Raw genomic sequence first — 12,767 nt, 5'->3', positions numbered from 1 at the left:
CGCTCAGAGCCGGTACTTGGTCGTGGCGAGCTGCCGGCAGATGTCGGTGGCGCCCTGGATGCTGGAGCCCTTGTTCACCTGCTCCACGAAGCAGTTGCAGGTGTAGGCCCCCATGCCATCCGGGGGCACTTTGCGGGCCGCTTGGAAGGCGGCCTGGAACCCCGCCAGGCAGAACCTGGTGACGCTGTCGTTGCGGGTGGAAGCCGATGCGCTCAACGTATCGGCCTGCACCGGTTGGGCAAAGAGCGTGAGGGCAGCCAGCGAGGTGAAGGTGAAGACCAGGCGCATGGAGGGCCTCAGGGCAATGGCGGGGAGGGGCTGAAGGGCTCAGCCCTGGTGACGGGAAATCTGCAGCTCCTTGTTCATCACCCGCAGGCGGGCGAGAGCAGCGAACACATCTTCAGGCATTCCCTTGGGCAGATCGATCACACTGTGCGTGTCGAAGATCTGGATCCTGCCGATGCTGCGGCCGTTGAGGCCAGCCTCATTGGCGATCGCTCCCACGATGTTGCCCGGCTTGACGCGGTCACGCCAGCCCACTTCGATGCGGAACCGGTCCATCTGGTCGTCGGGGGGCGCGCTGCCTTCCTCGCGGAACCCGCCGCCGTTGCGGCCCTGGCCAAGGGGCCGCCGTTGCTCGCCGCGCTCGCCACGGCGGCCATCGCCGTCCCGTTGACGGTCACGGTCGCGTCCTCCGCTCTGCTGCCAGTTTTCTTCACCCTGGGCGAGCAGCGGGCGATCGCCCACGGCGAGCTGGAGGGCGGCCAGGGCCAGCTGCTCCGGGGTGACCTCGATCTCGCGGCCTACCCGCTGGATGATCTCGCTGAGCAGGGCCAGTTCCTGGGGCTCACTTGTGGGCTCCTGCACAGCGGCGGTGAGGCGCTGACGCAGGCGATCCAGCCGGCTCTGGTTGATGTCGGCGTTGCTGGGCACCTCCATCGGCTCGATCGGCTTGCCGACGGCACGCTCGAGACCTGAGAGGAAGCGGCGCTCGCGCGGTGTGAGGAACAGGATCGCGTCGCCCTTGCGTCCGGCCCGGCCGGTGCGGCCGATGCGGTGCACGTAGGCCTCGCTGTCGAAGGGGATGTCGAAGTTGATCACCAGGGTGATGCGGTCGACGTCGAGGCCGCGCGCCGCCACATCCGTGGCCACAAGCACGTTCACCTTGCCGCTGCGCAGCCGCTCAACGGTGCGCTCCCGCTGGGCCTGCGGCACATCGCCGTTGAGCACAGCGACATCGTGGCCCTGCTGTTCGAGCGCTTCGGACACCGCCAGGGTGATGGCCTTGGTGCGGGCAAAGATGATCACACCCTCGCTGCTTTCGGCCTCGAGCACCCGGGTGAGAGCTTCCAGTTTCTGGGATCCGTTCACCACCAGATGGCGCTGGCGGATGGAACTGGATTCAGCGCCTTTCTGCCGAATCGTCACTTCCGCCGGGCTGCGGAGATAGTTCTTCGAAAGCCGCCGGATTTCGGACGGCATGGTGGCGGAGAACAGGATCACCTGCCGCTCGCTCGGCAACTGCCCCAGCACCCACTCCACGTCGTCGATGAAGCCCATGCGCAGCATTTCATCGGCTTCGTCGAGCACGAGGCTGCGCAGGCCGGAAAGATCAAGGGTGCCCTGGCGCATGTGATCCATCACCCGGCCAGGGGTGCCCACCACCACCTGCACGCCACGGCGCAGACGCACGATCTGATCGCGGAAATCGGCTCCGCCGTAGATGGGAAGCACCCGCACCTGCGGGAGCTTGGTGGCATAGCTGTTGAAGGATTCCGCCACCTGCAGCGCCAGCTCGCGGGTGGGCGTGAGCACCAGCACCTGCGGGGTGCGTTGGGCCGGATCGAGGCGAGCCAGCAGGGGCAGGGCGAAGGCGGCTGTCTTGCCGGTGCCGGTCTGCGCCTGGCCGACCAGATCACGGCCGAGCAGCAGCTCAGGAATGGCGGCTTTCTGGATCGGGGAAGGCTCGGTGTAGCCGCAGCCTTCGACGGCCTCCAGCAGCTCGGCGGAGAAACCGAAGCTGGCGAAGCCGTTTTTCGCTTCGGCAGGTGCTGCGGTGGTGGTGAGCGGACCGATCAGGGTGCTGGCCTCGGTTGTGGCGTCCGTCACGGCGGGGCTGGTGGCTTCCAGGGCGGTGAGATCGACGCTCGTCAGCGGCAGGGCTGGCGTGGCTGCGGAATCCGTGGCGATCGGGTCGGCGGAGAGGGAAAGGGTGGTGATGGGATGGCTCGTCGAGGTGGAATTGGAGGCGGAGAGGGACGCGTCGGTGTCAACAGAGCACGCGAAGCTCTCGCAAGCAGAAGGCTGGGTCACGAATCTGGGTGGGTGGCTGGGGCCTGAGGAGTTCCTTCAACACAGGCCGGCAGCAACCCGAAGCTCATGGCCTTGATGGCCTGTAGCACGCCTGCCTTGCCCTTCATCAAAGGGTGAGCGCACAATGTAACACCTGAACGGCCGGAATCCCCGTCATGTGCTGCTGACGTCCCGGCCGTAATCGTCCTGCCAACGCTCGATATCAGCTTCTTCGAGACGGTCGCCCCGCTGCACCTCAATCAGGACCAGATCGCTGGAGCCGGCGGTGAGCCGATGCATCGCGCCCACAGGGATGAACAAGGTGACGCCCGGCCGGGCTGGGATGGATTCCCCCTCCAGTTCAAGCCGACCGTTGCCGGCCACCACCACCCAGTGCTCACAGCGGTGGCGATGACGTTGGAGGCTGATGCGCTGGTGGGCCAGCACCAGCAGCCGTTTCACCCGGTAGGACTCACCATCGGCAAGGGTCTCGAACCATCCCCAGGGTCGTTGGCATCGCCCTGATCCGGCGTCAACCTGGGCCTCGGGGCCGGGCGGTAACTCGCGGCCGGCTTCAGGCAAAGGCTGAGGGTTGCCAGGCCTGAGCGCGCTCCAGGCTGATTTCGGCGATCTTGTCGTGGGCGTGCAGCCGGCGCTGAATCTGATTCGTGCAGTTCTGCCAGCCCGGGGGTGTGGTGGTGGCGTCGAAGCAGGCTTCGGAGCGGTCGTCGAGCATGCGCCCGAGCGTGGCCTCGGCTCCGGCCTTCGGATCCGGCAGCAGGAGGTAGTAGCGAACCATCGACGCTGCAGCGGAATGCAGGTTCAGTCTGTCGCATGACGTGGTCAGTGAAGTGCGCCGCGGGCCTGACACAGCGCGCGCGGCTCTTGCCGCTGGTTGCTGGTCCGATGCTGCGCAGGATCCGACTGGGAATGCCCGAGGCTTGAGCGATTCGCAACCGGGGAAGGGCCCACCAATTGATCTGTAGCAACGGCGTCATCTGGTGGCAAGGCTGAGGGGTTGGATGCTGGGCGGATCTTTTCTGCCCCCCATGCCCAGTTCGCAGCGTCTCGCGGCCATCCAGTGCATCCAGGAACGGCCATCCCCGGAGTTTCCTCCCATTGCGCCCCTCTCGGAGTTGTGGGCGTCTGACGTTTTCGATCTGGCCAAGATGAAGTCGTCCTTGCCGAAGGACATCTTCAAATCGGTTCAGAAAACCATCAAGGAAGGCGGCAAACTTGATGTTTCCGTGGCCAATGTTGTAGCCCAGGCGATGAAAGACTGGGCGGTGGGCCGTGGCGCCCTCTACTACGCCCACGTGTTCTATCCGCTCACCAACTCCACGGCGGAGAAGCACGACGGCTTCATCTCCACCCAGAGCGATGGTTCGGCCATCTGTGAATTCACCGGCAAGGTGCTGGTGCAGGGCGAGCCTGATGGTTCCTCCTTTCCCAATGGCGGCATCCGCTCCACCTTCGAAGCCCGCGGTTACACGGCCTGGGACATCACCAGCCCGGCCTTCCTGATGGAGACGCCGAACGGCATCACCCTCTGCATCCCCACGGTGTTCGTGTCGTGGACGGGTGAGGCCCTCGACAAGAAGACACCGCTGCTGCGCTCCAACGCAGCGATGAACAAGCAGGCCCAGCGGCTGCTCAAGTTGCTCGGCAACACCGAGATCGCCCCGGTCAATTCCAGCTGCGGTGCTGAACAGGAATACTTCCTGGTCGACAGCGCCTTCGTGACCCTCCGCCCCGACCTGCTGCTGGCGGGCCGCACCCTGTTCGGCCATCCTTCCGCCAAGGGCCAGCAATTCGACGACCACTACTTCGGTGCGATCCCCCAGCGGGTGCAGGTGTTCATGCAGGATGTGGAACGCCAGATGTACAAGCTGGGCATTCCCGCCAAAACCCGCCACAACGAAGTGGCACCGGGCCAGTTCGAGATCGCTCCGTTCTTTGAGGCGGCCAACGTAGCCACCGACCACCAGCAGCTCACCATGACGCTGCTGAAGAACACGGCGCGCCGGCACGGCATGAACTGCCTGCTGCACGAGAAGCCCTTCGCTGGCATCAACGGCTCCGGCAAGCACGTGAACTGGTCGGTGGGCAACGGCACCCAGGGCAACCTGCTGGATCCCGGCAGCAGCCCCGAGGAGAACATGCAGTTCCTGCTGTTCTGCGGTGCTGTGATTCGTGGCGTGCATCTCTACGGCCCGCTGCTGCGTGCTGTGGTGGCCACGGCCGGTAATGATCACCGCCTCGGTGCCAACGAAGCGCCGCCGGCGATCATCTCGATGTACCTCGGCAGCCAGCTGGAAGAGGTGTTCACGATGATCAAGAACGGCAATCTTGGTAGTACCGACCACGGTGGATTGATGCAGCTCGGTGTCGACACCCTGCCCGAGTTCCCCAAGGATCCGGGCGATCGCAACCGCACCTCCCCGTTCGCCTTCACCGGCAACCGCTTCGAGTTCCGCGCCGTGGGTTCGAATCAATCCGTGGCCGGCCCGCTGGTGGCCATGAACACGATCCTGGCCGACTCGCTCAAGTACGTGGCCGACGAACTGGAGGCCAAGATGGGTGCCGGTGCGTCGCTGGAGTCGGCAGCCGCTGAAGTGCTGCAGGCGATCATGCAGCAGCACGGCAATGTGGTGTTCGGCGGTGACGGTTACTCCAGTGAGTGGCACGAAAAGGCCGTGACCGAACGGGGCCTGGAGAACCTCCCCACCACCGCCGATGCGCTGCTCGTGCTGGAGCGGGACGACATCAAGGCCCTGTTCGAGCGCACCGGTGTGCTCACCCCGGTGGAGCTGCACAGCCGCTTCGAGGTGTATGCCGAGCAGTACGTGCTGGCGGTGGAAGTGGAGGCCAAGTTGGTGCTGCAGATGGCCCGCACCCAGGTGTACCCCGCCGTGATGACCTATCTCGGTCAGCTGGCCAACTCCCTCCACTACCAGGAAACCCTGGGTCTGCCGCCCGATCGGGCCATGGCCGGCCGGATCGCCACGCTCAACCAGGAGCTGCTGGCCAACTGCGTGGCCCTGGAGTCCGCTCTGGCCAGCCCGCCCCACGGCGAGGCTGCCCACATGCGCCACTGCGCCGACACCCTGCTGCCGCTGATGTACAAGATCCGCGAAGCCGTCGACGGGCTCGAAACCCTGGTGGACGACAACGCCTGGCCGCTGCCCACCTACCAGGAGATGCTGTTCATCAAGTAGTCAGGTAGTCAGAACGTTGGGGGGCGGGTGCCGTCCTGCCCCCTTTTCTGTTCTGTGCGCAGCTCCGACGGTTGCTCTGAAACCTTGCTCAGAGGCTTGATCTGAATGCTTCACTTCCGGGGTCCTGGCCGATTCACCGCGTGCCAAGGCCCCGCTTTTTTGCCGAGTGCTGTTGCGCTGAATGGTTAGCGCTCCAGTGCCGGGTCGAGCCGTAACCAGCCGGTGAGCAGTGCGCCGATCACCGAACTGACCGCCAGGCCAGCCAACACCGCACCCGTTCCCCAGCGGTGCAGCAACCCCGGCAGTGTGAGGGCGGCGAGCACCGCGCCGGCTTTGCCGGCAGCGGCCGCGAGGCCCGCCCCCTGGCCGCGCTGGGCGATCGGGAACACCTCACCTGCAAGGAGATAGGTGGTGGCATTGGGGCCGGCGTTGGTCATGAACAGAAACAGGCCCACCCCGGCGATCACCAGGCCGGGCTCCTGAACAGCCCCGCTGCAGCCCCACGCCGCCAGCGCCAGCCCGGCGGCGCAGCCCCCGAAGCCGGCCACCTGCAGCCCGATCCGGCCCAGCCGATCGACCAGCACGATCGCCAGGCCGATTCCTGCCACGAACAGCCCATCGGCCGCTGTGGCCCAGCCCAGGCTGTGTTGTTGCACGCCGCCCTGCACCAGCAGTTGCGGCAGGAAGATTCCCACCCCGTAGGTGCTGAGGTCCTGCACAAACCACGGCAGCCCGGCCAGCAGCAGTGGGCGCAGTGAAGGAGGCGCCAGCGGGCTGGGTGCGCGAGGTGGCAACGGGTTGGGCAGAGGATGCGCCGTCTCGGTCTGGCCAGTGGCTGGCGCCGACCCCCCTTCTCCAGCGGCCTGGGGTTGGGCAACACCCGGCGGCCGCCAGCCGGGGCTTTCCGGCACCCCCAGCCGCGCCCCGGTGAGCAGCAGCACCGGCAGCACCGGCAGGAGATAGAGGCTGCGCCAGCCCAGTGGCCCCAGGCTGCCATGAGCAGCCAGCAGCCAGCCCAGCAGGCTGCCGCTCAGTGCCCCCACGGCCTGGCAGCCGAAGGCGCCCAGCACCAGCGGGCCGCGCCAGGCCGCCGGCAACTGTTCGGAGATCACCAGATGGCCGGTGGGGTAGTCGGCGCCGAGCGCCAGGCCGATCAGCAGCAGTGCGGCCACCAGGCAGGTGACGTTCGGACTGGCGGCGGCCCCCAGCAGCCCCGCCAGCAGCAGCACCAGCTCGGCTAAGAACACCGGCCGGCGGCCCCAGCGGTCGGCCAGCGTGCCCAGCAGCGGCGCGCCCACGAGGATGCCGATCAGCGGCGCGGCCGCCAGCAGACCCACGGCTGCCCTGGCCGGCGCCAGCTCCGCCTGCACCAGCGGCAGGGCGATGCCCCCCATGAACACCACCAGCCCCTCCAGGTATTTGCCTGCAGCGGTGAGGCCCCAGATCCGCCAGTCCGACGCTGTGAGGGTGGGCCTGCCGGCGGGGATCACGGGCCCGGCGCCGGCGCCCAGGGCGGCAGCGGTGGGGTGACCAGCCAGGCCTCCCGGCGCGCACGGGTGAGAGCGGTATAGAGCAGCCGCCCCTCCCAACGCTCACTCCTGGGCAGCAGCACCACCACCTCCTGGTACTGGCTGCCCTGCGACTTGTGGATCGTGAGAGCAAGCGCCGGTTCCGCCCCTGGCAGGCGGGCGGGATGGAGCAACCGGGGCCCGGCTGTGTCGTCACTGAACAGCAGCAGCGTCTCGCGCCCCGGCCGCACCACCACGCCCACATCGCCATTGGCCAGGTTCTGTTCCGCCAGGTTGCGGCTGCACAGCACCGGTGTACCCAGCGGCCAGGCTGCTGCGCCGCGTTCGGCGGCCTCCCCCAGCAGGCGGCGATGCAGGGCCTCCACGCCCCAGCTGCCACTGCGCACGGGCGTGAGCAGCACGCAGGCTTCAAGCTCGTTCAGCAGCGCCTGGGCCGCGGAAGGCTGGCTGGGATCAAAGGCCATCGCCAGTTCCCGCAGCCGTTCCTGATGGGCGCGCAGCCGCTCCAGCGGTGCTTCAGGCAGCCGCGGCGGCTCGCAGCGCAGCCAGTGCAGGTTGTCGCGCGGTTGGAGTGCGGCAAGGCTTCGCTCCAGCCGGGCGCCGCCGCCGTTGCGCACCTGGGCGGCCACGGCGGCGATCGCCCCTTCGTTGCGGTAAGGCGTGGCCAGTTGCACCATCGCTTCCCCCAGCGAGGCGCGGCGGTGGTCGTCTTCGATGGCGATCAGCACGGCGCCGGGGCTCACCGGCGGTAACTGGGCCGGATCGCCCACCAGCAGCAGCTGGGCCTGCTGCGGCAGGGCGTCGAGAACGGCTGCCATCAACTCAAGATCCAGCATCGACACCTCATCGATCACCAGCAGATCGAGGGCGAGCGGGTGGCGGCGGTCGCGGGCGAAACCATCGCCGCGGCTTTCCAGCAGGCGGTGCAGGGTGGTGCAGGGCAGGGCCATGCAGCGTTCGGCCAGGTCGTCGGGCAGGCGGTCCCCGCGTTCCCGGATCGCCTGCCGCAGGCGCGTGGCGGCCTTGCCGGTGGGGGCCGCCAGGTGCACCCGCAGGTCGGGGCGGGCCTCCAGCGCCGCGGCCAGCATCTGCACCACCGTGGTGGTCTTGCCGGTGCCCGGACCGCCGCCGAGCAGCACCAGCCGCTGAGACAGCAGGGCGTCCACCGCCCGCACCTGCTGAGAATCGAGGGCGCCGCGGCGGCAGGCCGTATCGCGCAGGCGCCGGCGATGCTCCGGCGGCAGCGCTGGCTCCAGCGGGCTCAGGGCCCGCTGCCGCAACTGGGCCAGTACGTCGTCGAGCTGGTCGCGCCAACGCCGCCAGGCCAGGCCACCCGCTGCCGTGCGCACCAGCGGGGCCGGGCCGGCCGGCGACGCTTCCCGGCCAGCGTCCAGCAGGGGGGAGCGCTCCAGCGCTGCCCGGTGGCCCTCCGGCCAGAGGCCGGCGGCCACGCTTTCCGCCCCGATCCCTTCCGGCGCCGTTCCAGCCAGCGGCAGCTCCAGCTCGCCGCGTTGCACCGCCAGCGCCAGCGCCAGGATCAGCTCCTCCACCAGCGGATCGCGCTTCACCCCGTAGAGGCGCGGCAGGGCTTCGGCCAGGGCCATCCCCAGCGTCCAGCCAGGCGCTGCGACCGCGCCTGTGGCCGCTGCGGTGAGAGCCCCGAACGGCGCGGGTGCCTGTGCTTCTTGCGAGGCTTCCGTCATGGCTGCCCCTCCCGCAGGGCGGCATCGAGGGCCAGCAGCCGATCGGGATCGACCGCTTCCACGAACATTCCCGGTACGGCCGCTCCGGGCCCGGCCGCCTGTGCCCGCTCCCCCGGCACGCCGCGCAGAAACACGTAGACGTAGCCGCCCAGATCGCGCTCGGGGGTGTAGCCCGGCAGGCGCCAGCGCAGGTAGCGATGCAGCGCCACCAGATACAGGTGAGCCTGCAGTGGGTAGTGATTCGCCGCCATCAGCGCCGCCATCGCCGGCGGGCCGTAATGCAGGGGTCCGCAGGCCAGCGGTTGGCCGTTCTCGCCGCGCTCACCCAGCCAGTTGCTCTTCCAGTCGGCCACCCACCAGCGCAGCTCGCCAGTGGCGGCGGGAGCGGTGAACACCAGATCGATCGAGCCGGTGAGAAAGCCGCGGCTGGCCACCGGCAGCTGCTCCAGCTGGCTGGCGTAGGCGGAGCCGAAGGCCCCGCTGGGATGGTCGCGGAACGGGGCTGCCAGCCCGGCGGCGCGCACCAGCGGCGAGCTCTGTCGGGATGCTGCAGGCTCAGAGGCCAGGGGCAGGTCGAAGTTCATTTCGTTCAGCCGCTGCGTCAGCGGCAGATCGGCGAGGCGGAAGCTGCCCAGCGGGCCGCCCATCGGGGTGAGGCGCAGCTGCTCGAGGCCGGCCAGCACGGCATCCCGCTGCTCCAGGTCGATGCCGGCCCGCCCCAGCTCCACCTCCACCAGGGCGGCGGTGGCGGGATCGGCAACGGCACGGCGTTGATGGTCGACCTGCTCGAGGATGCGGTGCAGGCAATCGCCGGCAGAGGCGCCCCGGGGGAAATCCTGCAGGGGGCCGTGGGCGTCTGGGTCGGAGCTGGCCGGGTCTGAGTTGGCTGAGCCAGAAGTGGCTGCGCTGGAGCCGGCTTGACCAGAGGGGCCCGGCTGGGAGGTGGCTGGACCCGAGGTGGCGCTGGCTGCCGCTTCGATCCGCAGGGCTTCCATCGGCGCCTCGATCGGCGGGGCGGCGGTGTTCGCATCGGTTTCCCGGCCGTCTTCGAGCGCCGCCGGAGGCAGGACACCGCCACTGCTGCTGTGCGTCCAGCTGGAGTAACTGCTGCGGCCCCAGTTCCCATCGAGCAGCCGCTGCGGCACCGGGCCTGTGTGCAGCGCCCCGCAGCGGGGCGGCGGCTGCCAGCGCCCCTGGCCGGCAGCTTCCGCCGGCAGTTGAATCCAGCTCAGTCCACTCAGCGCGTCGCCCGGGCCCAACACCTGGGTGCTGGAGTCGTCGTCGCCGGGCTCGCTCAGGGGCTGGCCGGGGAACAGCCAGGGCCGCAGCGGATTGGCCTCCTGGTCTTGAGAGGGCCCGTAGACGAGCACGAGCAGCTGCATGGCGCGGGTCAGCGCCACATAGGCCAGCCGCTCCGCTTCCTGCGCCTCCGCCTGATGCTTCTGTTGCCGTGCTTCGCGGCCCACGCCCCAGCGCTGGTTCACGGAGATGTCGAGGCTGGGGCCCGCGGCACCGGGAGGCGTCCAGCGCACGCCAGGGTTGCCGGCGGATGTGGCTGCGGGGGGCGCCTGCCAGAGATAGGGACAGATCACCACCGGAAACTCCAGCCCTTTGCTGCGGTGCACCGTCACCACCCTCACCGCTGATTCCACCGCATCGCTGTGGGGCTGGTGGCGTTCCGGCGGGTCGTTGGGCGGATGGCGGCGGCGGCGACGCAACCAGTCGGCGGCGGCCACCGCCCCGAGCTGCTCGTTGTGCATCTGCTCCTGCACCAGCTCGGCGCATTGCTGCAGATCGGCGAGCAGCCTGCCGCTCTGCGACAGGCGCCCCAGCCCCTCGCCCTCCAGCAGTTCGGCCAGCACCCCCAGCAGGCCCCGCAGCCCCAGCCCTTCGGCCAGCCGCGCCAGACGATCGGCCAGGGCATCCCAGTCGGCCGGGCTGGCGGCGGTGAGGCGCCGGGGACTCCAGCCCAGCAGGGGGGAGGCGGCCAGCAGCCGCTGTCGCGGACCGCTGCCGGGTTCCGCCAGGGCATCGAGCAGGCGTTGCAAGGCGCTGGCCCCTTCGCTTTCGAACACATCGCCCTTGCTCACCAGCCGGCTGGCGATGCCCCGTTCCTCCAGGGCGCGGCGCAGGGCGTCGGCCTGGGAGTGGCGGCTCACCAGCAGACAGATGTCGCCCGGTTCAAGCGCCCGCTGCTCGCCGTGCGCATGCACCTCGATGCCTCGCTGCAGCAGGTTCAGCGTCAGCGCACCGATCTGCCGCGGCAGGGTCTGCTCCAGCGCGGTTTTGCTGGGCAGCTTCACCCCGGCGGCGGCGGAACCAGGCGCCGGCCCCAGCCACAGCAGCTGCAACGGCGCCTGGCCCGGTGGCAGCTGCAGGTGCAGCGCTTGCCGCTGCGGCTGGGCCACCACGGCGGGCACAGGCAGGTCGGTGCGCACCAGCCCGGGGGCCATCAAGTGGTTGAGCGCGGCCACCAGGAGCTCGGAGGCGCGGAAGTTGTGGCGCATGCTGCGGATGGAGGGTTCGCCTGCCGCCGCCGGGGTGCGGGCCGCCAGTTGCCGCGCCGCCAGGTAGGTGTCGAGATCGCCGCCACGGAAGCGGTAGATCGCCTGTTTGGGGTCTCCCACGATCACCAGCAGATGCTGGCCGGCGCCAGAGGCGGGGGCAAAGGCCTGCCGCAGCGTGCGCCACTGGATCGGGTCGGTGTCCTGGAATTCATCGATCAGGGCCGCCCGGTAGCGGCGGCGCAGCGCCTCGATCAGCGCGGGGCGCCCTGTGCCCGTCGGGCCGGGATCGAGGCCTCGCAACAGCTCCCCATAGCTGATCCGCCCAGCCCGCTGCCGCCGGCTGCGCAGTTCCCCCACGCCCCAGTGGCAGAAGTGGGCCAGCACCGCTTCAGCGGGGCCGTCCACCAGCGCGGCCACCGCCTCCAGCAGCGGCCGCTCCGGCAACGACACCGGCGGGGTTTCGAACGTCTCGGCGATCTTCGTGAAGACGGCGGGATGGAAGTAGTCGGGTAGCCAGCTGCGTTTGTCGATGCGCAGCTCGGCGTAGGAGCCGGGATCGGGCTGGGTGGCGAGCCAGGCATTGAGCTCCTCGACCCGATTCGTTCTGGGTTTGCCGGCGTACGGCGTGGTGGCGCTGGCCCCTGCCACCTTCCATTGCCTGGCACTGGCACAGAACGTCTGCTCCAGCGCGTCCCCCCGCGCCGCCCATAACGGCTTGAACCGCTCCCACACCTGGCCCCAGAAGGCGGTGAGCTGCTCCTGCAAAGGCGCCTCAGTCCGCCAGCCGTCCGGCAGGGGCGGGGGCGCCAGCGCCGCATCGCCTTCCAGCAGCTGGAGCAGGCCGGTGAGGGTGGCCTGGGTCACCTTGGCCCGCTTCAGCCCTTGCAGCAGGTGGAGCGGCAGGGGCAGCACCTGGCTGTGCCAGTAGTCGTGGACAACCTGTTCGGCGAGCTCGGCCCCTTCCGTTTCCACCTCCAGCTGCGGGCCCAGGCCTGCCTCCAGGGCCTGGCGCCGCAGGTTGCGGTGGCAGAAGCCATGGATCGTGGTGATGTCGGCGGCATCCAGCTCTTCGAGGGCCAGCAGCAGCCGGGCGCGCAGCTGGGGCAGGTTGGTGCCGGTGGGCAGCTGTTCCAGCCAGCCGGCCAGCACCGCGTCCATGGCGGGCCGGGCCGCGACGTGCGGCTGCAGCGTGTTCGGTGCCTCGAGAGCCTGCAGCGCCTCCAACGCCTCGAGGGCCTGCTGAAACCGCCGGCCGATCCGGTCGCGCAGTTCGGCCGCCGCCGCTTCGGTGAAGGTCACCACCAGCAGTTCCCGCAAGGCCAGGGGGCGCTCCATCAGATGGGGCTCTGTCACCAGGCGCAGCACCAGATGGGCCAGGGCGAAAGTTTTGCCGGTGCCTGCACTGGCTTCGAGCAGCCGCAGGCCAGCGCTGAGCGGCAGGGCGTTGGCATCGAACTCCAGCAGCGGCCTATCGGCCGCATTGGCGCGGGGGTCTGGCTGGCTGCTGGCGTGGCTCAT

General features: G+C 69.3%; 8 protein-coding genes. 1 reads left to right on the top strand and 7 read right to left on the bottom strand.

Annotated features, from left to right (window positions below):
• Positions 1 to 3 precede the first annotated feature (3 nt).
• The 4 genes from KBZ19_RS02675 to KBZ19_RS02660 all read right to left on the bottom strand — a co-directional run bounded on the left by KBZ19_RS02675 (position 4) and on the right by KBZ19_RS02660 (position 3,091).
• Positions 4 to 288 (bottom strand): hypothetical protein, encoded by a 285-nt coding sequence (locus KBZ19_RS02675; protein ID WP_094511018.1) that lies wholly within the window; start codon positions 286 to 288, stop codon positions 4 to 6.
• Positions 289 to 327: 39 nt separating this feature from the next.
• Positions 328 to 2,313: a DEAD/DEAH box helicase gene (locus KBZ19_RS02670; protein WP_399220076.1), complete on the bottom strand. Its 1,986-nt coding sequence runs from the start codon at positions 2,311 to 2,313 to the stop codon at positions 328 to 330.
• 153 nt (positions 2,314 to 2,466) lie between these two features.
• Positions 2,467 to 2,874, bottom strand: a complete 408-nt coding sequence (locus KBZ19_RS02665) for a phosphomannose isomerase type II C-terminal cupin domain (protein ID WP_255099677.1) — start codon at positions 2,872 to 2,874, stop codon at positions 2,467 to 2,469.
• Positions 2,867 to 3,091: a hypothetical protein gene (locus KBZ19_RS02660; RefSeq protein ID WP_094511015.1), complete on the bottom strand. Its 225-nt coding sequence runs from the start codon at positions 3,089 to 3,091 to the stop codon at positions 2,867 to 2,869. The genes KBZ19_RS02665 and KBZ19_RS02660 overlap by 8 nt, the downstream gene beginning before the upstream one ends.
• A 250-nt stretch (positions 3,092 to 3,341) precedes the next feature.
• Between KBZ19_RS02660 and KBZ19_RS02655 the strand changes: the two genes are divergently transcribed.
• A complete protein-coding gene (locus KBZ19_RS02655; protein ID WP_255099676.1) occupies positions 3,342 to 5,510 on the top strand; it encodes a glutamine synthetase III in 2,169 nt (722 codons plus the stop codon).
• 185 nt (positions 5,511 to 5,695) lie between these two features.
• On the opposite strand, the gene KBZ19_RS02650 is transcribed toward KBZ19_RS02655, so the two are convergent.
• Genes KBZ19_RS02650 through KBZ19_RS02640 form a run of 3 tightly spaced genes read right to left on the bottom strand, consistent with a single transcriptional unit; the run spans position 5,696 to position 12,767 of the window.
• Complete coding sequence (locus tag KBZ19_RS02650) at positions 5,696 to 7,000, bottom strand: MFS transporter (RefSeq protein WP_094511014.1); 1,305 nt, start codon at positions 6,998 to 7,000, stop codon at positions 5,696 to 5,698.
• Positions 6,997 to 8,742, bottom strand: a complete 1,746-nt coding sequence (locus tag KBZ19_RS02645; protein WP_255099675.1) for an AAA family ATPase — start codon at positions 8,740 to 8,742, stop codon at positions 6,997 to 6,999. The genes KBZ19_RS02650 and KBZ19_RS02645 overlap by 4 nt, the downstream gene beginning before the upstream one ends.
• The gene (locus KBZ19_RS02640; RefSeq protein WP_255099674.1) at positions 8,739 to 12,767 is read right to left on the bottom strand and encodes a UvrD-helicase domain-containing protein; all 4,029 of its coding nucleotides are present in this window, start codon (positions 12,765 to 12,767) and stop codon (positions 8,739 to 8,741) included. Before KBZ19_RS02640 ends, KBZ19_RS02645 begins: the two co-directional genes overlap by 4 nt.

Origin of the sequence: Synechococcus sp. L2F, assembly GCF_024345695.1 — a bacterium.
In the GTDB taxonomy this organism is placed as follows: Bacteria; Cyanobacteriota; Cyanobacteriia; order PCC-6307; family Cyanobiaceae; genus MW101C3.
The sequence above is the reverse complement of the archived record's forward strand: the minus strand, read 5'-3'. Positions and strand labels throughout refer to the sequence as shown.

What these genes read in the sequence shown, in the direction of transcription:
- KBZ19_RS02675 (WP_094511018.1), bottom strand. Translation starts at nt 288, where the DNA reads ATGCGCCTGGTCTTCACCTTCACCTCGCTGGCTGCCCTCACGCTCTTT.
- KBZ19_RS02660 (WP_094511015.1), bottom strand. Translation starts at nt 3,091, where the DNA reads ATGGTTCGCTACTACCTCCTGCTGCCGGATCCGAAGGCCGGAGCCGAG.
- KBZ19_RS02640 (WP_255099674.1), bottom strand. Translation starts at nt 12,767, where the DNA reads ATGAGCCACGCCAGCAGCCAGCCAGACCCCCGCGCCAATGCGGCCGAT.
- KBZ19_RS02645 (WP_255099675.1), bottom strand. Translation starts at nt 8,742, where the DNA reads ATGACGGAAGCCTCGCAAGAAGCACAGGCACCCGCGCCGTTCGGGGCT.
- KBZ19_RS02655 (WP_255099676.1), top strand. Translation starts at nt 3,342, where the DNA reads ATGCCCAGTTCGCAGCGTCTCGCGGCCATCCAGTGCATCCAGGAACGG.